Below are 26,631 nucleotides of genomic sequence, written 5' to 3'. Positions count from 1 at the left end.
TGGTCGATCCCAACCATTTCGTCACACTGTGTGAATAGTAGTTTTTCGGGTTCTAATTCGGTAACCACAATTCTGGTGGGCACGGTTCTAATGGGACCTGGGTGTGTATTGGGCTAACGGAACAAAGGGTGACCTACCACTACGATAATAGCGGCTGTATTGAAAAGGAGGTGAGCTACGGTACTTGGTGGCTTTAGGTTTCACTCTGCCATGTGTTGGCCGTTTCCTCTACGAAACTTCGATAGCTTCGCGGACCCTGCGGCAAAAGTGCGGCTTGAGCCTCGAGATCTTCCTGATGGATTGGGTGGCCGTTTGTTTTGAACCAGCGATGCATGACCAGAAGATCGAAATTCAGCCACGGAGGCACCATGGTTTCGATGCTGTTGGCAAATTCTTCCGGCGTTAGGTCAGGGTAGATGACGGCGTGACCTAGTGCTATAGACCAGAGTGCGGCGGTTTCATTGCCGTTAGGGGCATCCAAACTCGACAAAAGAAATACTTCGTTCTTCGCCCTTATGTCTAAGAGTGCTGACGCTGCTGCGAGCGCAACATCACGGATATCAATACGTGCAACCGGGTGGGGCCCCAACGGCGTTGCATAAGCACCTGCAGTGATTACATCCTTCTGAATAAGATCATTCTGAGCGAAGTAGGTGGGCCGTAGTATCGTGTGCGCGATCCCACTTGCTCGCAGCGCTGTTTCAATGGCGAATTTTCCACCCGCATGGGGAATCATCGGTGCGCGAACTGCAAGATCGCTCGATAGATAAACGATGTGCCTGGGGGGTGATTCAGCGGCGATCGCCAGTGTGGAGAGGCCTTGATGAGTCTCCTTGGGACTATTTGCGATGAGAAGAAAGACACTCTCAACTCCCTTAAATGCTGACCTCAGGGTGGAAGGGTCGTCCATATCGGCAATGACTGTATCAATATCATCGGGGAGACTTGCGGCATAGGCAGTCGATCGTGTGGCGACCCGGATCTTTGCTCCACTCGCATATAAGATCGGAATGAGGGCCCGGCCGACGTTTCCTGAGCCGCCAAAGATGAGGACAGTCATCGATGTGATCCATTGATACTCAGGGCCAGACTGCGCAAAAGAATGCGCGAAAAGGTTTGTCGGCGTGCCACCCTACCGGGGCATTCAATGGTATGAAGAAGCTATCACCGGCGTGGAAGGTCTCCTCGCCGTTTGATGTTGTGACCCGTACCGACCCCTCCAGCATACATATCAGCTCGCTCCGACTGAAATCTGTGATATCGCAATGACAAGGGCCGGATATTATTGTGCCGACCTGGATCCTGCCATCACCAGACTCGTATGCCAGATGTCGGGCTTGGTGTGGCTCTAGAGCGCTGAGACTGGTCTCTCTGCAGTCGTCTTCTGAAATATTTGGAAGCGGGCGCACGACTCTCAGCTTAGACGGATCAGTCTCTGCAGGATACTCATCATTGAATAAATTGATAAAGTACTTGCGGTAGTATACCGGCATGTCCCATGCGCAATTAAGGCCTTGCGGGAGGAAAAACGGCTCTCCAGCAGAGATAACTTCTTTGTGTCCTGTTTCGTCGATAATGCCGACGTGGCCCTCGATCAGAAGCATGAACTCAAAGAGTGGATAGGGATTGAGCCCTGTGCTGCTTCCGCCAGAGCAATCCCAGGTCCCAGTGCAGAGGCCGTTGCGCTCAAAGGCTTTATACCCTCGCTGGATAGGTGTCGGGCCTGTAAGAAAAGAGGGAGGGATGACAGCCCAGGACTCAAGGCCTTCGCCACTTGGGTTGTGCGGGTCCAACTTGATTACGCTTTTCATGGCGTCTTTCTCGAGGACTCGAGTTGGTGGCAGGAGCCGCGCGACTCGAGAATCAGTGAGCGGTTGGTGGTCGTCGGCGCGATTCACTAAGTATCTCTGCCGCAACTCATTTAGTAGTCTAATCCAACTTGGCGATAGATGTTGCTCTCGATAAATTGTGTCGGCCCGAGCCACCCTGCACGGTCTGGAGCAATGGGATGTTGTATTGGCAGAGTTGGCAAATACGCTGAATAGTAATATTCAAGAGGTAGCCAGTTTTTGGCAAGATAAACCTACTGGAGTTTTACTGCCCCAGCCATGAAAGCCGGGGCCTCTCAAAAGAATACTTTGAGCTTTCGCCCTTATGAGCCTCTAGGTTGAGTCGGATTAATTTAAGTGAGTAACTCTTTTAAGACTTCCCGATAAATATCTTTGAGGATATCCAGGTGGTCGGCCTCAACCCTTTCGTCCACTTTATGGATAGTGGCATTTACTGGTCCCAGTTCTACGACCTGGGCTCCGGTAGGGGCAATAAAGCGGCCATCGGAAGTGCCGCCGGCGGTCGATAGCTCCGCTTTTTCCCCAGTGATGGTGAGAATTGCCTGCTGAGTTGCCTGAACCAGTGGGCCTGCGGCAGTGAGAAAAGGCAATCCGGATAATTTAAAATTCGCCTCGTACTTGAGGTTGTGCTTACCCAGGATTGCGCGGGCCCGAGTCTCAAGGTCTTCGGCGGTTAATTCAGTGGAAAAACGCCAGTTGCAGAGTAAATCCACTTCGCCGGGAATAACATTGGTTGCGCCGGTACCGCCATTGATATTGGAAACCTGGAAGCTGGTTGCGGGGAAGAATTCATTCCCCTGGTCCCACTCTTCGGCAGCGAGTTCAGCGAGAGCGGGGGCCAGGGTATGAATCGGATTCTCGGCCAAGTGAGGGTAGGCTACATGGCCTTGGGTGCCGAGAACTTTTAGTTCCAGGCCGAGTGAACCCCTGCGCCCATTTTTTATAATATCGCCAACCCGTTCACTACTGGATGGCTCGCCGACGATACAGCAGTCAATCTTTTCTCTCTGCTCCTCGAGCCACTCGACAACCTTAACGGTGCCGTTTGTTGCGGGGCCCTCTTCGTCGCTGGTGATCAGAAATGCTATGCGACCAATGTGGTCTGGGTGTGCCGCAATGAACTCCTCACAGGCAACCACCATGGCTGCCAGGGAACCCTTCATGTCCGCCGCACCGCGGCCATATAGAAAACCGTCGCGAATTTCAGGCTCGAACGGGGGGCAGCTCCAGTTTTCTTCTGGGCCTGTGGGTACGACATCGGTGTGTCCGGCAAAGGCGAGCAGGGAGCCTTCACTAGAGCCATCGCGTACTGCCCAAAAATTATCGGTGTCACCTCTGCGCAATTTTGTTACCTGGAATCCTATTTTTTCCAGGCGCTGGATCATAAGGTCCATACACCCAGCATCTTCGGGGGTGACAGAGCGGCGGCGAATCAGGTCGAAAGCGAGTTGGAGGGTGGGAGTCACTTGGGCTTTCCTTGTATAGGGAGATGGGCCGCAAAGAGGCGGCTAGAGGGGTGGGATGCAGCAGTGCGGAACTGAAGTTCCGCACCGTGCAATTTTAATTGCTGTGTAGAGCTTCATTTAGCTCGATAGCACTCTTGTTGGTGAGACATTCCACTGCACCATTAGTGGAGTTGCGGCGGAAAAGTAAATCGGATTTTCCAGCCAGGTCTCTGGCCTTGATGTGCTCTACCAGCTTGCCGCTGTCATCCAGCAGGGCGATTTTGGTTCCAGCGGTAATGTAGAGCCCAGCCTCGACAGTGCAGCGGTCGCCAAGGGGAATGCCGATTCCGGCATTAGCGCCGAGCAGGCAGTTATCGCCTACCGAGATAACGATATTTCCGCCGCCGGAAAGCGTGCCCATGGTGGAGCTGCTGCCACCGAGATCGGAACCGGCGCCGACAAATACCCCGGCGGAAATACGGCCTTCAATCATGCCGGGCCCTTCGGTGCCAGCATTAAAGTTAACAAAGCCCTCGTGCATGATTGTGGTGCCTTCCCCAAGGTATGCGCCCAGGCGCACTCGAGCGGTGTGTGCGATACGAACCCCAGCCGGTACTACGTAGTTGGTCATTTTGGGGAATTTATCCACGCAGGAGACATCCAGGTACTCACCTTTGAGTCTTGCATCCAGTTGTCGCTGCGGTAATTCCTCGAGATCAATGGCTCCCTGGTTGGTCCAAGCGACATTAACCAGCTTGCCAAAAATACCGTCGAGTTTGATCTCGTGGGGTTTTACCAGGCGGTGGGAGAGAAGATGTAGCTTTAGGTAGGCCTCTGGCACGGACTGCGGGGCTTCGTCAGTAGCCAAAATAACTACTGCGAGTGGTCTTTGAGAATTGGCGAATTGCTGCAGGATTTCGGCCTGGTCAGCAGCGCCTGCACTGTGGAGAGCATCGGCTAATTTCTGTAGCTGGGTGGAGTCCAGAGGCAGACTGTGATTTCCCTCTGCCAGGCCCAGAGTTTCAGTAACTGCGTTAGCGATTTCTGCGCTGGGCTTAAACAGGGGGTTGGGGTAATAAACTTCGAGCCAGTCGCCCTTGCTGTTACAGGTGCCGACACCAAAACCGATGCTGTAAATATTGCTCATGGTGGTTATCTCCTAATTCGACTAGCTTTGCAGTTGTTCGAAGGTCGCCTCTTTAAAACCGAAAAGGGTTATCTTTGAGGTGGTGGTGACCGGGCGTTTGATTAAGGTAGGGGTCGCACTGGCCAGATCTAAGGCGAGTGTATTATCCATTTCGTTTTTCTGTGCATCGCTCAGTTCACGCCAGCTGGTTGAGCGGCGGTTCAGGACCTCTTGCCAGCCAAATTTATCCAGCCAAGCTTGTAGGGGGACATCTTCCATGCCGTCTACGCGAAAATCGTGAAAGCGATAATCGACTCCATTTTTCTCCAGCCATTTGCGGGCTTTTTTTACGGTGTCACAGTTTTTAATGCCGTACAGAGTAATCACGGTTACGCCTTTTTGGTTTTCTTGGGGTTTTTACGGTTGGGGTAGCAGGTTGTGCAGATTTCACAGACGGTGCCGTCGCAGCCCCGCGCAGAGCAGAACTCGCGACCGTAGAAAATAATCTGCAGGTGCAATTTATTCCACTTGTCTCTTGGGAACAGCCGCTTCAGGTCTTTTTCCGTCTGGGTGACATTTTTGCCATTCGTCAGGCCCCAGCGTTGGGCCAATCTGTGAATGTGAGTATCGACGGGAAACGCCGGGTGCCCAAAAGCCTGTGACATAACCACGCTCGCCGTCTTGTGTCCGACCCCGGGTAGGGTCTCCAGCGCGGCCATATTCTCGGGCACTTCGCCGTGGTATTCGTTGATCAGGATCTGCGAGAGCTTGCTGATGGCTTTGGATTTTTGCGGTGAGAGGCCACAGGGGCGAATGACTTTTTGGATCTCCTCTACCGGGACCTGCGCCATATCCCTGGGGTTGTCTGCCAGCTGCCAGAGCGCAGGGGTTATCTGGTTGACACGCTCATCGGTGCATTGCGCGGATAGGAGTACCGCAACCAACAGGGTATAGGAGTCTTTGTGATCGAGAGGAACGGGAGTTTCCGGGTAGAGTTCCTCCAGGCGCTGCAAAATATAAGTAACGCGCTCTTGCTTGAGTAGATTTTTTACTGCCATTGTTAAGATATGCCTGGGCGTGGAGTTCCTGTATGTGCTCGAGTTGTCAGTTGTTCTTGAAAAGTGAGTTGGCCTTACCTGCAAAATGCCTTTATGCGGTGCGCTGCGTCGATGCACTCTTGCAGTGTCGCTACCAGTGCCAGACGCACATACTCGCGACCGGGGTTCAAACCGATGCTATCGCGGGCGAGAAATGCACCGGGAAGTACCGTGATATTTTGCGCCTCATAGAGTTCCCTGGCAAAACGCTCACCATCCCCGACCTTGGGCCATAGGTAAAAGCTTGCCTGTGGCTGTTGTACCTCGAGGCAGCCGTCGAGAATTTCGAGAACTGAAGAAAACTTTTCACTGTAAAGCGAGCGATTCTGGCGGACGTGTTCCTCATCCTGCCAGGCTGCGATCGAAGCATATTGATTGGGCAGCGGCATGGCGCAGCCGTGGTAAGTTCGATAGAGCAAAAACTTTTGCAGTAGATCGGCATCACCGGCGACGAAGCCCGAGCGAAGCCCGGGTAAGTTCGAGCGCTTTGATAGGCTGTGGAATACTACACAGCGGCGAAAGTCTATTCGTCCCATTTCCTCGCAGGCCTGTAATAGTCCTACCGGCGGTGATGACTCGTCAAAATACAGCTCCGAATAACATTCATCGGAGGCGATGGTGAAATCGTAGCGGTCTGCCTTCTCTATCAGCTGTTTAAAATCTTCAGCTTCGAGAAGAGCGCCGGTGGGGTTGCCGGGAGAGCAGAGGTAAAGCAACTCGCATTGCTGCCAAACCGATTCCGGCACCGAGGTGAAATCTGGTTTGAATTGGTTTTCTGCCACACAGTTAATAAAGTGCGGCTGCGCCCCGGCGAGAAGGGCCGCGCCCTCATAGATCTGGTAGAAGGGATTGGGCATCAGGACTTTGCTGCCTGCGGAAACGGTCGCCTGGGCGAATGCAAAAAGTGCTTCCCGGGTCCCGTTCACCGGCAGCACCTGGCTATCTGCGCTCACATTGGATAGCTGAAAGCGCTGGCTCAGCCAATCGGCGATCGCCTGCCGCAGGGGCTCTATTCCCTTGGTCAGTGGGTAGGCGGCAAGCTTGTCTAGGTGCCGAACAAGCTCTGCACTGACAAACTCTGGTGGCGCATGCTTGGGCTCACCGATGGACAGTGCAATATGCGGCTTGTCCGCCGCTTGGAGGCCCTCTTTCAGGGCTTGCAGCTTGGTAAATGGATAGGGCTGCAGCTGTTCCAGATTTGGGTTCATGGTCGTGAGCGGGCCTCGGGCGTTTTTTCGGTTAGGCGTCTTGGTTGTTCAGTTCCAGGCAAATGGCTTTTTCCAGTGCGCCGTTGGCCTCGATGTCGGTAAGTGGTGATCCCTCGGCGTCGGTAATGTGAAAAATATCTTCGACTCGTTCGCCGAGTGTCGAAATTTTTGCATTGTGCAGGCGCAGATCGTGGGAAATAAAAATTCGCGCGATGCGGGCCAGCAAGCCGGGTCTGTCGGCACTGGTAATTTCCAGGGTGCTGTAATGATCGCCGGGCTCGGTGGAGAGATGAGCCTGACTCTTCAATTCAAACATTTTAAGGCGGCGGGGCGTACGTCGCTGAATGATCTTTGAGTAGTCCTCAACCAGGGCCAATTCCTGCTGTAGTGTGTCGCGAATCTGAGCTAGGCGCTGGGGTTCGTCCAGTAGCGGTTGGCCCGCTTCATCCAGCACGTAAAAGGTATCCAGCGTATAACCAGAGGCAGAATTGTACAGGCGCGCATCGTGAACGTTCAGGTTGAGCATATCCAGCCCGGTAACCGCTGCGGCAAATACGTTGGCTCTATCAGGTGTGTAGACAAAAACCTGGGTAGCGCCGTCGTGCTCGCCAGGCCCTGAGTTTCGCGTTAAAACCAGGGTGTCTTTTTGGCTGGCGTCGGGGCTGCTGTGCAGTTCGTGGATGGCTGAAGTGTGCCAGGTGATATTGTCAGCGGTCTCGCGAACAAAATAGTCATCCCCCATTTGTGCCCAGATATTTTCCACCGAGGCTTGCGGAAGTCCCATAGCGTCCAGTTTTTCCATTGCCTGGCAGCGGGTTTCCTCGATAATTTCTTCCCGGTCGATGGGGTTTTCCAGGCCTCGGCGCAGGGCGTGCCGGGTGGCTTGGTAGAGCTGGCGCATCAAGCTGGCCCGCCAGCTGTTCCAGAGTTCCGGGTTGGTGGCATTGATATCTGCGACTGTGAGGGCGTACAGGTAGTCCAGATGTTCGCGGTCACCCATTTCACGGGCGAAAGCGTGTACGACTTCGGGATCACTGATGTCCTGCTTCTGAGAAACCTGGCTCATCAATAGATGCTTTTCTACAAGCCAGCAAACCAGGCGCCGGTCGCGGGCGGGCAGGTGGTGGCGCTGGCAGAATTCCGCCGCATCCACAACGCCCAGCTTGGAGTGGTCGCCACCGCGCCCTTTGGCGATATCGTGGTAGAGGCCGGCGATATACAGCAGTTCCGGTTGGCGCATACGCTCGAGAATCTCCGCTGCAATCGGGAATTTTTCCCGCGCCTCGGGGCTCCGGAAGCTGCGCATATTGCGCACAACTTGCAAGGTGTGGGCATCCACGGTGTAGATATGGAATAAGTCGTGCTGCATTTGCCCGGTTACCTGCCCAAATTCTGGTAGGTATCGCCCGAGAATGCGGTAGCGGGTCATTCGGGATAGCTGGGTCGACAATCCCCTGGGTGAGTGAAGCAGCTGCATAAACAACTGGGTATTTTTCGGATCTGCGCGGAACTCGTCGTCGATCAGGTGTCGGTGCTCGCGAATCAGGCGGATGGTGGAGGCCCGTACCCCGCTAATATCCGGGTTGTTGGCCATCAGCACGAAGATCTCGAGCAGGGCCGAGGGCTCCTGGTTAAATACCTGGGCGTGGGTAACCTCAATATTGCCGTCGCGCAGCTGGAATCGCTCATTTAGCGGAATGACCAGCTGGCTGCCTTTGCGCTGAAGGATGGCTTCGCCGAGATATTGGAGAAGTACATCGTTCAATTCCTGCAGTGCCATCACGATGCGGTAGTAGTTGTGCATAAACTGCTCAACGGCGAGCTGGGTGTCGCTATCCACATAACCGAATTGCTTCGCCAGTTCTCTTTGGTAGTCAAACAGCAGTCGCTCTTCCGCGCGGCCGGCGAGCAGGTGCAAGCCGTAGCGCACACGCCAGAGGAAGGTTTCCCCGGACTGTAATATGGCGAACTCTTCCTCGGTAAAAAATGCCTTGCCTTGCAGTTGCTTCAGGGTGCGCACTTGGAAAAAATATTTGGCAACCCAGGCAATTGTCTGGATATCCCGCAGGCCCCCGGGAGAGTTCTTAATATTGGGCTCGAGAATATATTCAGCAGCCTGCTGGTTGCTGTGCCGCTTTTTCTGTTCGGCGAGCTTGGCCTTGAAGAATTCTTCGGTGGGCCAGAGCCTTTTGTGTTCCATTTGCGCAGTTAGCTGCTCGCCAACAGTACTGTCGCCGACAACTGTGCGGGATTCGGTGAGGTTGGTGGCCACGGTGATGTCCTTCGCGGCTAACTCCAGGCACTCCTCGATATTTCGTACAGAATGGCCGATATCCAAGCCCAGGTCCCATAAAAAGGCCACCAGGCGCTCTATGTTGTCGATGGTATCCGGGGTTGGGTGATCGCTGGAGAGGATGAGTAAATCGATATCGGAGTGGGGGTGTAGCTCTCCGCGCCCGTAGCCGCCCACAGCGAGAAGCCCGATACCGTCTCTCCACTCGAACTGGTGCCAGGCGTAATGCAGAAGGCAGTCCACAAACAGGGCGCGCTCGTGTACCAGTGTGACAACGTCCTCTCCCTCGCGAAAGCGCTCTGCCATTTGCCGTTCGGCTGCGCCGACAGCATCTTTAAATATCTCCAGAGTGGGTTTGTCGCCGGAGCTTAAATCCCTGCGAAAACGGGACTGATCAAAGAAAAACAGGGGGCGTTCAAAGTAGGGAGGGCTGACCGGCTGCATGGGAAGTCCGTTTTGCTCTTGGGCTGCCGCAGGTGGGGGCGGCTTGGGTTCGGTTTGCGGAGAAACACACTGTGGTGCCGGGAGTAATGCATTTATTCCTCGCGGCACCGTCGGTACGGCTTTAGAAGTTCTCCTCGCTGCGCGCTGTGAGTACTTCTACGCCGTCGCTAGTGACTGCCATGGTGTGTTCCCATTGTGCGGAGAGACGGCGGTCCTTGGTTACCGCAGTCCAGCCATCTCCCAGCACGCGCGTGGCCGCTTTGCCTGCGTTAATCATGGGTTCAATGGTGAAGGTCATGCCCTCTTTGAGCACTTCACCAGTTCCGGGCTGACCGTAGTGAAGAATTTGTGGGTCTTCATGGAAGACGTCGCCGATGCCGTGTCCGCAGAAGTCGCGTACCACTGAGTAATAGTTTTTCTCAGCGTGCTGCTGGATGACGTGGCCAATATCGCCAAGGGTAGTGCCGGGGCGGACAATTTCGATGGCTTTGTACATGCACTCCTGGGTGATTTGTACCAGGCGTTCAGCGTGGGCGGCGGGCTTGCCGGCAAAGAACATCTTGCTGGTGTCACCGTACCAGCCATCTTTGATAACGGTCACATCGATATTAATGATGTCGCCCTTCTTGAGAATTTTGCTCTCGGAGGGGATACCGTGACACACCACTTCGTTGACGGAAGTGCATATAGACTTTGGGAAGCCGCGATAACCGAGGCAGGCCGGGATCGCTTTCTGTACCTTCACGATGTGTTCGTGGCAGCGTCGATCCAGTTCTTCGGTAGTGACTCCTGGAACGACATACTCGCCAATCATTTCCAGCACCTCTGCGGCGAGGCGGCCTGCGGTGCGCATCTTGGCGATTTGTTCTGGGGTCTTAATGGCTGAGGTCATGCGTATCCTTTGTTTCTGGGTTGGGGCGGGTAGCGCCCAAGAGGCGGGCTATTGTAGCGGATTGCTGGCTGTAGGACACATTTTGCCGCTATTGGCGCAAGGATGGCTCAGGCGTCCCGCCAACAGCATTGAGGCGTGATCATTTGCGCGAAATCGGTGCCAATTCTTCACTATGGGGTGCACTTGTGGTATAAAGCGCGCCGCCTGGGGATACTCCCTGGGCAAGTAAAAGCCGCACACGCATCGACACATGTGTCTGGGTGCCCTGAAAGGGGTTGACGCATGGGATACGTGGAGGACTAACCCGTATATATAGAGGTTTATTATGCCGCAAGTAAGTATGCGCGATATGCTGCAGGCTGGTGTTCACTTTGGTCACCAGACCCGCTACTGGAACCCGAAGATGGGTCAATTCATCTTTGGTGCCCGCAACAAGATTCACATCATCAACCTTGAGCACACTGTACCGGCTTTCAATGAAGCCCTGCAGATCATCAAGGGCATGACTGCTCAAAAGAAAAAGATTATGTTTGTTGGCACCAAGCGTGCTGCACAGAAGTCTATCAAAGAGCAGGCAGAGCGTTGTGGCCAGCCTTACGTCAGCAACCGCTGGCTGGGTGGTATGCTCACCAACTACAAAACCATCCGCGCTTCCATCAAGCGTTTCCGTGAGCTGGAAGCCCAGTCTCAGGACGGTACTTTCGAGAAGCTGACCAAGAAAGAAGCTCTGATGCGTACCCGTGCCATGGATAAGCTTGAGCGCTCCATCGGTGGTATCAAGGATATGGGTGGCCTGCCTGACGCGATCTTCGTAATCGACGTTGAGCACGAGCGCATCGCTATCCAGGAAGCTAACAAGCTGGGTATCCCCGTAATCGGTGTTGTCGACACCAACAGCGATCCCGCTGGTGTTGATTACGTGATCCCCGGTAACGACGACGCTATCCGCGCAATCAAGCTGTACACCACAGCTGTAGCCGACGCAGTACTTGCCGGCGCTGCAGAAGCTGGTAACACCGTTGCGAAGGACGAGTACGTCGAAGCTAACGATGACGAAGCCGCTGCAGAGTAATTTGCAGGGCTAAGTGGTGTAACACAGTCGTTTTACACTGCGAACTCAAAAAGGGGCCCGAATTACGGCCCCTTTTTTCTAATTTTTAGTGACAGAACCCCGAGGATTGAATCATGGCGATTACCGCGTCTATGGTAAAAGAACTGCGCGAGCGCACCGGCCTGCCGATGATGGAGTGTAAGAAAGCTCTGACGGCTGCTGATGGCGACATCGAAAAGGCGATTGAAGACCTGCGCAAAGCCTCCGGCCTGAAGGCCGCTAAGAAAGCTGGCCGCACCGCTGCTGACGGTGTTGTTGCCGCTAAAGTTGCAGAAGATGGCAGCTACGGTGTACTGGTTGAAGTGAACTCCGAGACTGACTTCGTTGCTCGCGATGAAAACTTCCAGGCGTTTGTTGCCAAGGTTGTAGAGAAGGCATTTGCCGATCGCCAGCAAGACGTAGCTGCCCTGATGGAAGGCGAGCTGGAAACTGCTCGTGAAGCACTGGTTCAGAAAATCGGTGAGAACATCGGCGTGCGTCGTATCGAGCTGGTTGAAGCTCCAGTTGTAGGTGCTTACGTTCACTCCAACAACCGCATCGCTGCCCTGGTAGCTCTGAGCGGTGGAGAGATCGAGCTGGCTAAAGATGTTGCCATGCACGTGACTGCGGTTAACCCGCAGGTGAACAAGCCGGAAGATATGCCTGCTGACGTCCTGGAAAAAGAAAAGGACATCATCAAGGCTCAGCCGGATATGGAAGGCAAGCCGGCTGAAATCGTAGAGAAAATGATGGGCGGTCGTATCAAGAAGTTCCTGAAAGAGAACAGCTTGGTAGAGCAGCCTTTCGTTAAGAACCCGGACGTAAGCATTGGCAAGCTGGTTAAAGATGCCGGTGCCGATGTGGTTTCCTTTGTTCGCTACGAAGTGGGTGAAGGTATCGAGAAGGAAGAGGTGGATTTCGCAGCGGAAGTTGCGGCCCAGGTTAAGTCCTCTTCTTAATCGCATATTATTGGGTGCCCTCGGGCACTCAATCGCAGTGGGGTGCTTCCGCTGGGGTTTCTTACCTGCAGCGGAGCACCCCTCTGTGTAAATGACTGAAATTGTTGTAATGTTCAGCGGCAAGGCCTGGCCACTAACAGGTACATTGAAGGGGACTAACGAATGCCCGGTATTAAAGACCGCAAGTATAAGAGAATTTTGTTAAAGCTCAGCGGCGAAGAGCTGATGGGTGATCAGGGTTTCGGTATCAGTCCCAAGGTGCTGGACAAAATGGCCCTGGAGATTGGGCAGCTGGTTGGTATCGGGGTCCAGGTGGGTTTGGTTGTTGGCGGCGGCAACCTGTTCCGTGGGGCTGCGCTGAGCGCTGCAGGTCTCGACCGTGTGACCGGTGATCACATGGGAATGCTGGCCACGGTAATGAACGCCCTGGCACTGCGCGATGCCCTGGAAAGATCTGACATCTCCTCGAGAGTGATGTCCTCGATTCAAATGAGCGGTATTGTCGATCACTACGATCGCCGCGCGGCTATTCGCTACCTGGAGCGTGGCGAAGTTCTGATTTTTGCCGCCGGTACCGGCAACCCTTTCTTTACCACTGATTCCGCAGCTTGCCTGCGCGGTATTGAAATTGAAGCCGAATTGGTTTTGAAGGCCACTAAGGTCGACGGCGTCTACTCTGCTGATCCCAAGCTCGACCCAACAGCAACTCGCTATGACCAATTGACTTACGATGAGGTTCTCGACAAGAAGCTCGGCGTGATGGATTTGACCGCTATCTGCCTGTGCCGCGAGCACAATATGCCTGTACGTGTATTCCGCATGGATAAAACCGGTGCATTGTTGAATATTGTGGTTGGCGGCGAGGAAGGCACCTTAATTGAAGAGGAAGTGAAATCGTGATTGAAGATATAAAAACAGACGCGAAAGCTCGTATGGGTAAGGCACTTGATGCCCTGGCTGGAAATTTCAACAAGATTCGTACCGGCCGTGCACACCCGAGTATTCTCGATGGCATCCACGTCTCCTATTACGGTTCTGATACTCCGTTATCTCAGGTTGCCAATGTTACTGTTGAGGATGCGCGCACTCTCTCCGTAACTCCCTGGGAGAAAAACCTGGTCCCGGATATCGAAAAGGCCATTATGAAGTCCGATTTGGGCCTCAACCCCAGCACAGCTGGTGCGGTTATCCGTATTCCAATGCCTATGCTGACCGAAGAGACCCGCAAGAACTTCACTCGTCAGGCAAAAAGTGAGGCAGAGACCGCGCGGGTTTCCATTCGCAATATTCGTCGCGATGCGCTGGCAGATGTGAAGTCACTGGTCAAGGATAAGGAAATTTCTGAGGACGATGAGCGTCGCGCAAGTGACGACATTCAGAAAATTACCGATCAGTTTGTCGCTGATGTGGACAAAGCACTGGCAGCGAAAGAAAAAGACCTGATGGAAATTTAATGAGCATCGGTGGTACCGAGCTACATGCTCCCGGCCCACGTCACATCGCCATTATTATGGATGGCAATGGGCGCTGGGCTGCCCGCAAGGGCCTTTCCCCTTCAGCCGGCCACAAGGCCGGTGTCGAGCGTATCCGCGACCTGCTTTCAGCTTGTAAAACTCGCGGTGTTAAAGCGCTTACTCTGTTCGCCTTCTCCAGCGAGAATTGGCAGCGCCCTCCGAAGGAGGTCGAGCTGCTGATGAGCCTGTTTAATTCCTATTTGCGCAAAGAGGCCCGGCGGATGCGGGAGGAGGGGGTTCGCCTGAGAGTTATTGGTCGACGGGACCGATTCTCTCCGCGCTTGCAGCGCGCTATAGCCGAAGCGGAAGATATCACCCGCGCAGGGACTGAGGGCGACCTGATAATTGCTGCTGATTACGGCGGGCGCTGGGATATTGCCCAGGCGGCCCGTAGATTGGCTCAAGAGGTTGCCGATGGCACGCGCTCCCCAGAGTCGATTACTGAGGATGGGCTTGGCAAATACATACAGCTTCAAGACCTGCCGCCGGTAGACCTTTTGATCCGCTCCAGCGGTGAGCAGCGTATTAGCAACTTTATCCTCTGGCAGGCCGCTTACAGTGAATTCTATTTTACTGATACGCTTTGGCCCGACTTTGACGAAGCCGAGCTGGATAAGGCTATCGCAGAATATGAGTTACGTGATCGCCGCTTCGGCGGTCGCGCCGAGGGGGATGACGCGATCGCTCAGGCGTGATCCGGGCAAGTCTGCGGCGCCAGGCTTGCGATACAAATTGGTTGGAAATCTTTGCCGACACGCTCTTGATCTGTACAGAGTATCCAGACAGAGTGGTCAAGTTACTAACAAAGGGGTTTGCGGTGCTAAAACAAAGAATAATTACTGCTTTGGTGCTATTGGCACTGTTTATGGGGGTATTGTTTTTACTTCCAATGCAGTGGTTTTCACTGATATTTGTGGCGGTTATCTTGCTGGCGGGCTGGGAGTGGGCCAACCTCTCGAATTTGAATCGAGCCTTGCGCTTCGTTTTTTTGGCCGCATTGGGATTAACCCTAATGGTCACGGCTCAATACGTCTTTTCAATGAATTTTGATGATCCCGATATCGATCGCGGCCGCCAGATTCTGGCCGTGGCCTGTGGTTGGTGGGCGCTCGCTTTCTTGTGGGTGCAGAGCTACCCGTCCAGTGCTGCTCTGTGGGGCAACCGGTGGGTACGCGGCCTGATAGGCCTTGTTGTGTTAGTTCCAACCTGGTTGTCACTGGTAGTTTTGCGGGGCTTGGATCACGGCGCCTGGCTGGTTCTTTATGTGGTGGCGATCGTTGCAGCGGCGGATGTCGGTGCTTATTTTGTCGGCCGCAAGTTTGGTAAGCGGAAGCTGGCTAGAGAAGTTAGTCCGGGCAAGTCCTGGGAGGGCTTTTTCGGTGGCCTGGGTGCTTGCTTGATTTTGGCTCTCGTAACTTCCTACCTATTTGAGCTTCCACTAAAAAATACTGTCTTGTTCACTTTTGGTGTCTTGGTTACTGCACTGGCTTCAGTTATTGGGGACCTGGTGGAGAGCATGTTTAAGAGGCACAGAGGGATTAAGGACAGTAGTCATATGTTACCGGGGCACGGTGGCATCCTCGATCGGATAGATAGCCTTTCCGCGGCTCTTCCAGTGTTTACGATGGCCGCACTAGCGAGCGAGCTGCCGAAATACTTGTAGAGGCGTTTTCGCTCCAGTTTTGTGTTTTATTCGCTAGCGCCCAGCTTAATGCTGGGCGTGCAATTGTTTGGTGGCAGCAATATTGCTATCAGAGGTACGAAAAGGGCCTATGCAAGTAATTCCCCCGCAACAAATTACCGTTCTCGGCTCCACTGGTTCGATCGGCGTGAGCACCCTGGACGTGTTGGCGCGACACCCGGAAAAATATTCTGTTTTTGCCCTTACCGCCCGTGAAAGGGTTGCCGACCTTGCTCAGCAGTGTCGGCGGTTTAAGCCTCAATATGCTGCTGTTGTCGATGAGGTGCGAGCTGAAGAGTTGCGAGTGCTGCTTGGCGATGAAGTGGATACGGAAGTCCTAAGTGGGGTGGAGGGCTTGTGTCGTGTTGCCTCCGATACTCAGGTCGATACAGTCATGGCGGCGATCGTAGGAGCTGCGGGATTGCGCCCAACCTTGGCGGCAGTAGACGCGGGCAAGAAAGTGTTGCTGGCGAACAAGGAAGCGCTTGTTATGGCGGGCCCAATATTTCAGAGGGCCTTGAATAAGAGTGGTGCGCAACTGTTGCCGATTGATAGTGAGCACAATGCAATCTTTCAATGTTTGCCATTCCCCTGTGGGGATCTCGAAGCTGCGGGCGTGGAAAAAATACTGCTTACGGGTTCGGGCGGGCCATTTCGCACACGGCCTGCGAATGAGTTGGGGGCGGTGACGCCGGATGAAGCTTGTGCACACCCTAATTGGTCGATGGGCCGGAAGATCTCTGTTGACTCCGCCACAATGATGAATAAAGGGCTCGAATTTATAGAAGCGTGCTATTTGTTTAATGCGCGCCCTGAGCAGATTGAGATAGTCGTGCACCCCCAGAGTATTATTCACTCGATGGTACAGTACCGGGATGGCTCTTTACTGGCACAGATGGGTAATCCGGATATGCGCACGCCTATCGCCCATGCCCTGGCTTTTCCCCAGCGCATTGATGCAGGGGTGCCAGCATTGGATCTGGTTGCGCAAGGCAGGCTGGATTTTGAGGCCCCGGATTTTAATCGTTTTCCTTGTCTGCGTTTGGCGCGAGAGGCTGTTAATGAGGGAAAAAGTGCTCCAACAGTCTTAAATGCAGCGAATGAAATTGCAGTAGAAGCCTTCCTGAAGGGGCGTCTAGCATTTACTGATATTGCATTGGTGATAGAAAAAGTGATGAATAGGGCTCCCGTTGTTGAACTGTCGGGACTCGAGGCAGTCGAAGCCATTGATTTCAATGCGCGAGAACTGGCCAAGCAGGCGCTTGCCGCCCTCTAAACACATTGCCCGGCGTATAATGGCCGCTAAATTGCGTATGACAAGAAGTTGTAGCTGAGTATGGATCTAATTCAGACGGTAATCTGGGCCTTGGTGGCTCTCGGTGTACTGGTATCTTTCCACGAGTTTGGGCACTTTCTTGTAGCACGTCTGTGTGGTGTTAAGGTGCTGCGCTTTTCTGTGGGGTTCGGCCGCCGGTTGATCTCCCGCTATGATCGCCACGGTACCGAATTCACTATTTCCGCTATCCCCCTCGGCGGTTACGTAAAAATGCTCGATGAGCGCGAGGGGCCTGTAGCGGCTGAAGAGCTGGATCAGGCGTTTAACCGCAAGAGCGTATGGGCGAGGATGGCGATTGCCGCTGCCGGTCCTGCCGCTAACTTTCTTTTGGCGGTAGTCTTTTTCTGGGCTGTGTTCCTCGGTGGAACAGCGGGCCCGGTTCCTATTGTGAAATCCGTTGAGCCCGGGAGTATTGCTGCGTCGGCAGGCCTTGAGTCCGGGCAGGAAATTGTTGCTGTTGATGGTGAGGCTACCCCTACTTGGCAGGCCCTCAATTGGCGCCTGGCAAACCGCCTGGGTGATAGTGGCACCATAGAATTCTCTGTGCGCTATCCGGATTCCAACCTCGAATACCATATGGTGGCGGATATCAATCGCTGGCTTGCCGGCCGTGAAGTTCCCGATCCGCTCGGGGAGATTGGTCTGCAGCTGTGGACTCCACCGGTGAGTATGACTCTTCATAATGTGGTGGAGGGGAGCCCGGCAGCCTCAGCTGGACTCAAGGCTGGAGACAAGATTGTCTCGACCGATGGCCGTGACTTTTCATCTTTTCAAAGCTGGACCGATTATGTGAGAGCCCGCGCTGGTGTTCCAATGGATATCACTGTCGAGCGTGGAGGCGAACCGCTGACGGTGTCTGTAACACCTGCGGAGATCAAGCTGGACAGCGGTGAAACCATAGGGCAGGTCGGAGTGCAGCCGGTATCAGAGACTTGGCCGGATGATCGAGTACGGATTTACCACTATGGGGTGGGCGGCGCTTTAGTAAAGGGCTTGCAGGAGACCTGGGATAAAACAGTCTTTACCCTGAATAGCTTGAAGAAACTATTATTTGGTCAACTTTCGACCAAAAACTTGAGTGGCCCCATTACCATTGCTAAAGTGGCGGGTACTTCCGCGGAAGCGGGATGGCAGTCTTTCCTGTCATTGCTGGCGTTGCTCAGTATTAGCCTTGGTGTACTCAATCTGTTGCCTATCCCGGTACTCGATGGTGGTCACCTCCTTTACTACGGTATTGAGGCGATCAAGGGGTCCCCTGTGTCAGAGAGGGTGCAGGTGATTGGTTTACAGGTGGGCATGGCCCTGGTGCTCTGCATTATGGGGCTGGCTCTGTACAACGATATTTTACGTTTGTAGTGCCCAGGATAGGCTTTTTTCCGGGCTGATAATGTGAGTGAGATTTTTATACGTGTGAGACGTTTTGTCTTGGCACGAGTTTGTTGTGAGTAAAAGCGACTCGGAAGCGGTATGAAGTATTTGCTGAAAGCGATCTTTCTGGGCCTGGTGCTGCCTCTCAGCGCTTTGGCACAGTCGTTCGTTCTCAGCGATATCCGAGTAGACGGGTTACAGCGGGTTTCTGCAGGTACAGTTTTTTCAGCGCTTCCGATTCGGGTAGGCGACGAAGTTGAGCCTGGCGAGATTCAGGATGCAACCCGAGTATTGTTCCGCACTGGTTTTTTTGAAGATATTCAGATTGGCCACGAAAACAGCGTTCTTGTTATTACCGTGAGAGAACGGCCGGCTATATCAAAGATAGATATATCCGGGAACAAGGCGATTGCCACTGAGGATCTACTGAAGGCGATGAAGGAATACGGTCTCGCCGAAGGCCAGATCCTAAAGCGTTCGACCCTCAGGGGGTTGACCCAGGAGTTTGAACGCCAGTACGTGGCGCAGGGTCGATATGGCGCCAGTGTTAAAGCGGAGCTCAAGGAGCTGCCGCGCAACCAGGTTGAGCTGCGGGTTGCTGTCGATGAAGGGGCTGTTGCTGCGATAAAACATATTAATATCGTAGGAAATCGAGCCTTTTCTGATAAAGAGCTGGAAGAGATTTTTGAGCTTAAAACTACTGGCTGGCTCTCTTGGTTGCGCAGCGATGATAAGTATTCTAGTGAGAAACTCACTGGTGATTTGGAGCGCTTAAAGCTCTATTACCTGGATCGTGGATATCTTGGTTTCCAGATTGATTCGGCTCAGGTATCTCTAGGGCCGGACAAGAAGAGTGTATTCATTACTATTAACGTGGTTGAGGGTGGTGTTTACACGGTTAGTGAGGTGGAAATTGCTGGAAACCCGATAGTAGCGGAGGAGGAAATCAACCGCCTGCTATTGGTGCGAGAAGGTCAGCGGTTTTCCCAAGCGAGGGTGACAACCACTTCAGACTATATTGCTAAACGCTTGGGCAACAAAGGTTACGCTTTTGCCGAAGTGAATGGTATTCCTGAGGCCAATGAAGAAGAGAGTACAGTAAAAATTACCTTCTTTATTGATCCGGGAAAGCGCACTTATGTGCGACGTATTAGTTTTCGCGGGAACACTCGCACCGCAGATGAAGTCTTGCGGCGTGAACTGCGCCAGATGGAGTCAGCTTTGGCTTCCTCTGCGCGTATAGAACAATCCAAAGTGCGTCTTGAGCGCCTTGGATACTTGAAGGTAGTGAAAGTTGAAACAACTAAGGTGTCCGGCACCTCAGACCGGCCCGATGTTGATTACATGGTAGAGGGGCAACCCTCTGATTCTGGGGGAGCGGGGCGCTAGTTTGCGTTGTAACTCCTGGATTGCGAATAAAAACACCTGGAATTAGTAGATGAAACATTTCCTGAAAGCGGCTTCTCTTAGCCTGGCACTGCCTCTCAGTGCTTTAGCACAGTCATTTGTAGTTGATGACATCCGTGTGGAAGGGCTGCAGCGCGTCTCTGCCGGTACCGTATTCTCAGCTCTCCCTGTGCGAGTAGGGGATGAGGTGGAGACTTTGGAAATCCAGAGTGCCACTCGGGCACTGTTTCGCACAGGTTACTTTGAGGATATTCAAATCGGCCAGGAAAATGGTGTCCTGGTCATTACTGTGCGCGAGCGACCTGCAATTTCCAAGATCGAGATTACGGGCAACAAGGCGATTGCAACAGAAGACTTGTTGAAAGGCATGCAAGAGAATGGCCTTTCAGAGGGGCAGATCTTCAAGCGCGCAACCCTTGAGGGGTTGGCCCAGGAGCTGCAGCGTCAATATGTTGGCCAGGGACGCTATGACGCCAGTGTTAAAACTGAAGTAAAAGAGTTGCCGCGCAACCAGGTTGAGCTTCGCGTAATTGTTGATGAAGGCTCAGTAGCTGCGATTAAGCACATCAATATTGTCGGCAATAAGGCGTTCTCCGATGAAGAGCTTGGAGAGATTTTCGAACTGCAAACCACCGGGTGGTTGTCGTGGCTGCGCAGTGATGACAAGTATTCCCGGGAGAAATTGACCGGCGACCTGGAGCGTCTCGAATCCTATTACCTGGATCGTGGGTATCTGGATTTTAAAATTGACTCTACCCAGGTTTCCCTGAGTCCCGATAAAGAGAGTGTATTTATCACCGTCAATGTTTATGAAGGCGATGTTTACACCATTAGTGAAGTGGACCTGGCGGGTGATCCTGTAGTCCCAGAGGAAGAAGTTAAGCGCTTGCTGCTGGTGCGGGAAGGGCAGACCTTCTCCCAGGTTCGTATGACAACAACCTCGGATTATATTACCAAGCGCCTGGGGAATGAGGGCTATACCTTTGCTGAGGTTAATGGCATCCCCGAGCCCAATAAAGAAGAGAAAACGGTAAAAATCACCTTCTTTATTAATCCCGGCAAGCGGGCTTATGTTCGCCGAATTAATTTCCGAGGTAATACTCGCACTACAGATGAGGTTTTGCGTCGCGAGATGCGCCAGATGGAGTCAGCTTCTGCTTCCTCTGCCCGTATAGAGCAGTCTAAAGTCCGCCTTGAACGCCTGGGCTATTTCAAGGAAGTTGAGGTGGAAACCTCAGAGGTGCCGGGTACATCCGATCAAATTGATGTTGAATACACGGTTGAAGAACAGCCTTCAGGATCTATCGGCGGCACAATTGGCTGGGCCCAGAGCAGTGGCTTGGTACTGGGGGCCAATATCCAGGAAAATAACTGGTTAGGCACCGGTAAATCCGTAGGTATTGGGATGAATGCCTCGACCTACCAGACGTCTGTGAACTTCTCTTACCTTGACCCTTACTTCACACCGGATGGTGTGAGCCGTGGCTTTAATGTCTTCTACACAGAGAATGATTACTCCGAGGTCAACCTCTCTGACTACAACACCACGACTTATGGTGGTGGAGTTAGTTTTGGTTACCCGATGTCGGAAATTTCCCGCCTCGGACTGAATGTTAATTTCAACCACTTGGAGCTTTCTGCTTCGAGTAGCTCAGTCCAGGAAATTCAGTCCAGCCCACGCCTCTTCGATGATACTTCTCTGGATGGTATTACTGAGGCAGAGGCGGTCGAGATAGTAGAAGCATTAAATGATGGGGTAGCTGAAGATCTAGCGATGACAATAGATACAAGCCAGTTTAATACTTCGGCTGATGGGTTTATCGATCGCTATGGTGATGCATTTAATAATCTGAGTTTAACTGCTTCATATGCTCGATCTACGCTCAATCGAGGTGTTTTGGCAACCCGTGGAGCATCGCAAAATTTTTCTGCTGAGTTTACTGTGCCGGGTAGTGATTTGGAGTACTACAAGCTTGTGTACACTGGGCAATATTTCCGTCCGCTAACGAAGAGTTTGACTCTGCGTTTACGTACTCGTTTGGGTTATGGTGACGGTTTCGGGGACCTTGATGAGCTGCCGTTCTTTAAGAATTTTTATGCTGGCGGTTTTGGGTCTGTACGAGGCTTTGAGCGCAATACTTTAGGGCCCAGGTCTACACCGGCAGAATTCTATACACGCTTGCCGTGTGCAACAAATGGCGAAGAGTATACACAATACTGCTACGAAGTTGACAGTGAGGGTAACTTGGAGATTGATAGCTATAGTAACGCTGATCCCTTTGGCGGTAATATCCTGATTGAAGGCAGTGCAGAAGTTATTTTCCCATTGCCATTTGTCAAGGATCAGCGATCGCTTCAATCTGCTTTCTTTGTAGATGCGGGTAATGTATTCGATACCAGCTGTGGTGATACCCAAATCAACTGTTACGATGTGGACTTTGGTAAGATGAATGTCTCTGCGGGGATAGGCTTGACCTGGATTACCGGTTTTGGCCCGCTGACATTCAGCTTGGCGAAAGCTCTTAAGAAAAATGATGATGACGATGTGGAAGTATTCCAGTTCACCCTGGGTAACAGCTTCTAAATTTGTCAGATAAAATGAATTAGGCGTATATCAGCGCAATTAAAATAAAATCTATTGGAGAGACCGACGTGCTTAAGAATGTAAAAATTGTTGCAGTATTACTTGCAGGTATGACCTTGTCCGGCGCAGCGCTGGCGCAAACCAAGGTTGCGGTACTTAACCTACAAGCTGCGATCATGAGCACAGATGCAGCTAAAACCAAGGTTAACTCCTTGAAGACCAGCTCTGAATATTCGAAGCTGCAGAGCAGTGCCGAGTCAATTCGTTCTGAGCTGCAAAAAATGGCTGAAGATGCCAAGAAAAACAGTGTGACCTGGTCCGATGAGCAGAAGACTGAGTACCAGCGCAAGATGAATTTCCAGCGCTCAGATTTTGAGACAACGGTGAAAAAATTGCGTGCAATGGAAGCTCAAGTGGGTCAAGAGATCCAGGCTTCTATGGGACCAAAGGCCAGGGATGCCCTGGACGCACTGATTAAAGAGCAGAAGCTTGACGTAGTGCTGGATTCCAATACTGCCTACTATGTAAGTCCCAGCGTCGACCTGACAGAGGCTGTTGTTAAGCGTATGAACGCAGCCAAGTAAGTCGATAGTCTTCTATGAAAGATAGCTTTTCTCTTGCCCAGTTGGCGCAAGAGCTGGGGGCCGACTTGCGGTTGGCGCCCGGTTCAGATTCCAATCAAAAAGTTCAGGGTTTAAATACACTGCAGGATGCCGGTGCAGAGCACTTGGCTTTCCTCGCAAGCCCTAATTATCGACGCTTTCTGAAAACGACCAAAGCTGCCGCAGTGCTGGTATCGGAAGAGTTTGTTGAAGAGTGCCCGGTAACGGCTTTATGTGTTGCGGACCCCTACTTGGCCTTTGCTCGAGCAACAGCCCTGTTCGATACAACTCCTGAAGCACCTATTGGTATTCACCCCTCTGCAGTGGTTCACCCCACGGCAGAGATTGGTGCTGGTGTCAGTGTGGGGCCCGGCTCTGTGGTCGAGGCCTACGCAAAATTGGAGCCTGGAGCGATTGTTGGTGCTAACTGCTATGTTGGCGAGGGCAGTTTGGTCGGTGCAGGAACACGCCTGTATACCGGCGTTGTTTTTCATCATAACTGCTCTATCGGTGCACACGGTATTATTCACAGCCAGACGGTTATTGGAGCCGATGGCTTTGGGTTTGCGCCTAATAAAGGCAGCTGGGTGAAAATACACCAGCTTGGTGGAGTGCAAATTGGCGAAGACGTGGAAATTGGAGCCAATACCTGTATAGACCGTGGAGCTTTGGGTGATACGGTGATTGGGCGAGGAGTCAAGATCGACAATCTGGTCCAAATCGCGCACAATGTGAAGATTGGTGACTACACGGCCATAGCCGGGTGTGCCGTAATTGCCGGTAGTGCTGAGATAGGGAAGCATTGTCTTCTCGGTGGCTGTAGCCGTATTAACGGGCACATAACGATTGCAGATGGCAGTCAGGTGTCGGGTAACACGTTTGTTACTAAGTCGATAAAGGATACTGGTAGCTACTCTGGAGCGCTATCCTTTGCCGATAGTTCTACCTGGCGTCGTAATGCTGTGCGTTTTGGTCAGTTGGATCAAATGGCGCGCAGATTGAAAGATTTGGAAAAACAGGTTCAGGCACTGTCCCAAAAGAGTGGGACAGACGATTGAACTTTAGTTATTAATTAATTTGGCTTTGTTGTTTTCGGGGCGTTTTACGCCCCGAAGTGGTTTCTGGGGGCATTTGGAATGATGGATGTACGTGAAATTCGCGAGTATCTGCCGCACCGTTATCCTTTTTTGTTGGTGGATCGTGTAGTAGAACTCGAAGAAGGGAAGTATATAAAAGGCTATAAAAACATTTCTGGAAATGAAGAAGTTTTTAATGGCCACTTTCCGGAAATGCCTATTTTCCCGGGAGTGATGATTGTTGAAGCCCTGGCTCAGGTCTCGGGAATCCTCGGCTTTAAAACGTTTGGCAAAAAACCGGAAGATGGATATCTGTATCTGTTCGGTGGGGTTGATAAGGCGCGCTTTAAGCGTCAGGTGATCCCAGGTGATCGTCTTGAGCTCGAGTCTGAAGCGGTATCTGTTCGCAGAAATATCTGGAAATTCGCTTGTAAAGCCAGTGTTGATGGCGAGCTGGCAGCTTCTGTTGATATCCTATGTGCCGTCAAAAAGGTTCAGTAATTCTGTAAAGCTCGCTGGAGAGTTAGATTCAGGATTTTCCGGGTAGCCTTTGTTTTTAAGGGTACAGGTTACCCAGTACGATTAATGCCGAGGAGTAGATCCCAGAATGCAGACAAGTATCCACCCTACAGCTATTGTCGACTCTACGGCAGTAATTGGTTCCGGGGTGAGTATTGGTGCTTACACCATTGTTGGAGCCGGCGTAGAGATAGGTGATGGCTGTGATATTGCCTCTCATGTGGTGCTTAGTGGGCCGACCAAACTGGGGAAGAACAACCGAATCTACCAGTTTGCTTCCGTAGGGCAGGATACCCCGGACAAAAAGTATCGTGGTGAGGAGACGACACTCGTTATTGGCGACAATAACGTGATTCGCGAGGGGGTTACGATCCACCGTGGTACCGTTCAGGACCGAGGTGAGACCACTATTGGTGACGAAAACCTGATCATGGCCTATGCCCATATTGGCCACGATAGTGTTGTTGGCAATCACACTATTATGGTGAATAACTGTGGTTTGGCCGGTCATGTTGTTGTTAAGGACTGGGCGATTCTGAGTGGTTATAGTTTGGTTCACCAGAACTGTACTGTGGGAGAGCATGCTTTCCTGGGAATGGGCGCTGCTATCGGTAAAGACGTTCCTGCTTATGTTATGGTTGCCGGAAACCCTGCCGAAGCAAAGACCATTAACTCAGAAGGGCTGCGCAGACGGGGCTTTTCTAGAGAAGATATTGCCCTGATCAATAAAGCTTACAAGACCGTTTATCGTCGCGGTCTTACTATGCAAGAGGCGCTGCAGGCCTTGATGGAGTTGCGCGAAGAATCTCCAGTTATTCAGCCGTGGATAGAGTCTTTGCAGTCTTCCACTCGCGGCATTGTTCGCTAATTCACTTCTCTTTGGAGCTGTTTCGTGCAGCTCCGATTGCACTTTATGCAACTCCCATTTAATTCCAACGTAAACAGCTCCCCAAGAGGAGGGATTTAGGCGTGTCAGAAAAAAATAAGCCGATACGAATTGGTATCGTTGTCGGTGAGGCGTCAGGAGATATCCTCGGTTCTGGTTTAATGGCCGCATTAAAAACTCGGCTTCCCAATGTAGAGTTTGAGGGAATTGCCGGGCCGCGCATGCTGGAACTGGGTGCTAAAAGTTTATTTCCTATGGAGCGGCTGTCGGTAATGGGGCTGGTAGAGCCTTTGAAGCGCCTTCCGGAACTGTTGAAAATCCGCAGATCTCTCCGTCGTCACTTTACTGATAACCCTCCCGATCTATTTATTGGTATAGATTCCCCGGACTTTACATTGACTCTTGAGGCTGCACTCAAGGCTGAGGGTATCCCCACCGTCCATTATGTCAGTCCTTCGGTTTGGGCCTGGCGGCAGGGTCGAATTAAAAAGATTGCGCGGGCTGTCGACCACATGTTGACCCTGCTACCATTTGAAGCGAATTTCTACCGAGATAACCAAGTACCGGTGACCTTTGTTGGCCACCCTTTGGCTGATGAAATTCCCCTGCAAGTGGATGTCGCCGGCGAACGCAAAGCATTGGGCTTTGAGAAAGACGACCGGGTAATTGCCCTTTTGCCTGGCAGTCGTGGAGGTGAGGTTCGCATGTTGGGGCCGTTGTTTCTGCAGACGGCCCGATGGTGCCACCAGCGCCACTCGGATATTAAATTTGTTATTCCCGCTGCCAACAAGCAGCGTATGGAAGAGATTCAAGAGCAGCTAAAAGATTACCCAGAACTCCCTATTACTTTACTTGAGGGGCAATCGAGGCGGGCCGTTTCTGCGGCAGACTGTGTGCTTATTGCATCGGGTACAGCAACTCTAGAGACAATGCTGCTTAAAAAGCCCATGGTCGTTACCTACAAGCTGGGCAGGTTGACGTCTATGATCGTCTCGCGGATGTTGCATACCCCATGGGTTTCGCTACCAAATTTACTAGCCCAAAAAGAACTGGTGCCGGAAATTTTGCAGAATGATGCTATTCCGGAGAATCTTGGTGCGGCGGTGATGCAGTATTTTGAAGATCCGCTTCTTGGGGATCATTTAGAGCGCGAGTTTTTCGAAATGCATCAACAGTTGAGACGCAATGCTTCTGAGCGGGCTGCTGATGCCGTGGTGGGGCTGCTGGAAGCTAAGCCTGAATCTGCCGAGTAGT

The 26,631-nt window shown here is 52.4% G+C and carries 24 protein-coding genes and 1 pseudogene; 16 read left to right on the top strand and 9 right to left on the bottom strand.

Translation table 11 applies throughout. The features are described 5' to 3' along the window. Positions 1–193: 193 nt before the first annotated feature. Positions 194–1,060 (bottom strand): SDR family oxidoreductase, encoded by an 867-nt coding sequence (locus tag ACG1BZ_RS16805; RefSeq protein WP_413662827.1) that lies wholly within the window; start codon positions 1,058–1,060, stop codon positions 194–196. 19 nt (positions 1,061–1,079) lie between these two features. Further along, positions 1,080–1,811, bottom strand: coding sequence for a cupin domain-containing protein (locus ACG1BZ_RS16800; RefSeq protein WP_413662826.1), 732 nt, complete (start codon positions 1,809–1,811; stop codon positions 1,080–1,082). A gap of 157 nt (positions 1,812–1,968) precedes the next feature. Here ACG1BZ_RS16800 and ACG1BZ_RS16795 point away from each other — a divergent pair, with 157 nt between their 5' ends. Continuing rightward, positions 1,969–2,112, top strand: coding sequence for a hypothetical protein (locus ACG1BZ_RS16795; protein WP_413662825.1), 144 nt, complete (start codon positions 1,969–1,971; stop codon positions 2,110–2,112). 70 nt (positions 2,113–2,182) lie between these two features. On the opposite strand, the gene dapE is transcribed toward ACG1BZ_RS16795, so the two are convergent. The 7 genes from dapE to map all read right to left on the bottom strand — a co-directional run bounded on the left by dapE (position 2,183) and on the right by map (position 10,355). Then, positions 2,183–3,316 (bottom strand): succinyl-diaminopimelate desuccinylase, encoded by a 1,134-nt coding sequence (dapE, locus tag ACG1BZ_RS16790; RefSeq protein ID WP_413662824.1) that lies wholly within the window; start codon positions 3,314–3,316, stop codon positions 2,183–2,185. Between the two features lie 94 nt (positions 3,317–3,410). Continuing rightward, positions 3,411–4,442, bottom strand: a complete 1,032-nt coding sequence (gene dapD / locus ACG1BZ_RS16785; RefSeq protein WP_413662823.1) for a 2,3,4,5-tetrahydropyridine-2,6-dicarboxylate N-succinyltransferase — start codon at positions 4,440–4,442, stop codon at positions 3,411–3,413. Between the two features lie 21 nt (positions 4,443–4,463). Further along, a complete protein-coding gene (locus ACG1BZ_RS16780) occupies positions 4,464–4,808 on the bottom strand; it encodes an ArsC family reductase (protein ID WP_413662822.1) in 345 nt (114 codons plus the stop codon). 2 nt (positions 4,809–4,810) lie between these two features. Beyond that, on the bottom strand, positions 4,811–5,479 hold the full coding sequence (gene nth / locus ACG1BZ_RS16775) for an endonuclease III (RefSeq protein WP_413662821.1): 669 nt from the start codon (positions 5,477–5,479) through the stop codon (positions 4,811–4,813). A 74-nt stretch (positions 5,480–5,553) separates the two neighbouring features. Beyond that, positions 5,554–6,726 (bottom strand): succinyldiaminopimelate transaminase, encoded by a 1,173-nt coding sequence (gene dapC / locus ACG1BZ_RS16770; protein ID WP_413662820.1) that lies wholly within the window; start codon positions 6,724–6,726, stop codon positions 5,554–5,556. Positions 6,727–6,757: 31 nt separating this feature from the next. Further along, positions 6,758–9,463 (bottom strand): [protein-PII] uridylyltransferase, encoded by a 2,706-nt coding sequence (locus ACG1BZ_RS16765; RefSeq protein ID WP_413662819.1) that lies wholly within the window; start codon positions 9,461–9,463, stop codon positions 6,758–6,760. Between the two features lie 121 nt (positions 9,464–9,584). Then, the gene (gene map, locus ACG1BZ_RS16760) at positions 9,585–10,355 is read right to left on the bottom strand and encodes a type I methionyl aminopeptidase (protein ID WP_282933678.1); all 771 of its coding nucleotides are present in this window, start codon (positions 10,353–10,355) and stop codon (positions 9,585–9,587) included. 325 nt (positions 10,356–10,680) lie between these two features. On the opposite strand from map, the gene rpsB reads away from it, so the two are divergent. The 15 genes and pseudogenes from rpsB to lpxB all read left to right on the top strand — a co-directional run bounded on the left by rpsB (position 10,681) and on the right by lpxB (position 26,630). Next, the gene (gene rpsB / locus ACG1BZ_RS16755) at positions 10,681–11,427 is read left to right on the top strand and encodes a 30S ribosomal protein S2 (RefSeq protein ID WP_282933677.1); all 747 of its coding nucleotides are present in this window, start codon (positions 10,681–10,683) and stop codon (positions 11,425–11,427) included. 113 nt (positions 11,428–11,540) lie between these two features. Next, on the top strand, positions 11,541–12,404 hold the full coding sequence (gene tsf / locus ACG1BZ_RS16750) for a translation elongation factor Ts (protein ID WP_282933676.1): 864 nt from the start codon (positions 11,541–11,543) through the stop codon (positions 12,402–12,404). Between the two features lie 162 nt (positions 12,405–12,566). After that, positions 12,567–13,304 carry a UMP kinase gene (pyrH, locus tag ACG1BZ_RS16745; RefSeq protein ID WP_413662818.1) on the top strand — a complete coding sequence of 246 codons (738 nt, stop codon included), beginning with the start codon at positions 12,567–12,569 and terminating at the stop codon, positions 13,302–13,304. After that, positions 13,301–13,858, top strand: coding sequence for a ribosome recycling factor (frr, locus tag ACG1BZ_RS16740; protein WP_282933674.1), 558 nt, complete (start codon positions 13,301–13,303; stop codon positions 13,856–13,858). Before pyrH ends, frr begins: the two co-directional genes overlap by 4 nt. Next, on the top strand, positions 13,858–14,613 hold the full coding sequence (uppS, locus tag ACG1BZ_RS16735; RefSeq protein WP_413662817.1) for a polyprenyl diphosphate synthase: 756 nt from the start codon (positions 13,858–13,860) through the stop codon (positions 14,611–14,613). Before frr ends, uppS begins: the two co-directional genes overlap by 1 nt. A 122-nt stretch (positions 14,614–14,735) precedes the next feature. Next, a complete protein-coding gene (locus ACG1BZ_RS16730; RefSeq protein WP_413662816.1) occupies positions 14,736–15,581 on the top strand; it encodes a phosphatidate cytidylyltransferase in 846 nt (281 codons plus the stop codon). A gap of 109 nt (positions 15,582–15,690) precedes the next feature. After that, positions 15,691–16,875 (top strand): 1-deoxy-D-xylulose-5-phosphate reductoisomerase, encoded by a 1,185-nt coding sequence (ispC, locus tag ACG1BZ_RS16725; protein ID WP_413662815.1) that lies wholly within the window; start codon positions 15,691–15,693, stop codon positions 16,873–16,875. A gap of 60 nt (positions 16,876–16,935) precedes the next feature. Continuing rightward, complete coding sequence (gene rseP / locus ACG1BZ_RS16720) at positions 16,936–18,291, top strand: RIP metalloprotease RseP (protein ID WP_282933671.1); 1,356 nt, start codon at positions 16,936–16,938, stop codon at positions 18,289–18,291. Between the two features lie 111 nt (positions 18,292–18,402). Then, a pseudogene (bamA, locus tag ACG1BZ_RS16715) lies at positions 18,403–19,680 on the top strand (outer membrane protein assembly factor BamA); the annotation flags it as partial. Between the two features lie 61 nt (positions 19,681–19,741). Further along, positions 19,742–22,294, top strand: a complete 2,553-nt coding sequence (gene bamA / locus ACG1BZ_RS16710; RefSeq protein WP_413662814.1) for an outer membrane protein assembly factor BamA — start codon at positions 19,742–19,744, stop codon at positions 22,292–22,294. Between the two features lie 68 nt (positions 22,295–22,362). Then, positions 22,363–22,878, top strand: coding sequence for an OmpH family outer membrane protein (locus ACG1BZ_RS16705; protein WP_413662813.1), 516 nt, complete (start codon positions 22,363–22,365; stop codon positions 22,876–22,878). A 14-nt stretch (positions 22,879–22,892) separates the two neighbouring features. After that, positions 22,893–23,954 carry a UDP-3-O-(3-hydroxymyristoyl)glucosamine N-acyltransferase gene (lpxD, locus tag ACG1BZ_RS16700; protein WP_413662812.1) on the top strand — a complete coding sequence of 354 codons (1,062 nt, stop codon included), beginning with the start codon at positions 22,893–22,895 and terminating at the stop codon, positions 23,952–23,954. A 78-nt stretch (positions 23,955–24,032) separates the two neighbouring features. Beyond that, entirely contained in the window at positions 24,033–24,473 is a 441-nt protein-coding gene (fabZ, locus tag ACG1BZ_RS16695; RefSeq protein WP_108734005.1) for a 3-hydroxyacyl-ACP dehydratase FabZ, read from the top strand. Positions 24,474–24,579: 106 nt separating this feature from the next. After that, on the top strand, positions 24,580–25,359 hold the full coding sequence (gene lpxA, locus ACG1BZ_RS16690) for an acyl-ACP--UDP-N-acetylglucosamine O-acyltransferase (protein ID WP_413662811.1): 780 nt from the start codon (positions 24,580–24,582) through the stop codon (positions 25,357–25,359). A 101-nt stretch (positions 25,360–25,460) separates the two neighbouring features. Beyond that, complete coding sequence (gene lpxB / locus ACG1BZ_RS16685) at positions 25,461–26,630, top strand: lipid-A-disaccharide synthase (protein ID WP_413662810.1); 1,170 nt, start codon at positions 25,461–25,463, stop codon at positions 26,628–26,630. The last annotated feature ends 1 nt before the right edge of the window (position 26,631 follow it).

This window comes from Microbulbifer sp. CNSA002, assembly GCF_047324085.1.
Lineage (GTDB): Bacteria > Pseudomonadota > Gammaproteobacteria > Pseudomonadales > Cellvibrionaceae > Microbulbifer.
The sequence above is the reverse complement of the archived record's forward strand: the minus strand, read 5'-3'. Positions and strand labels throughout refer to the sequence as shown.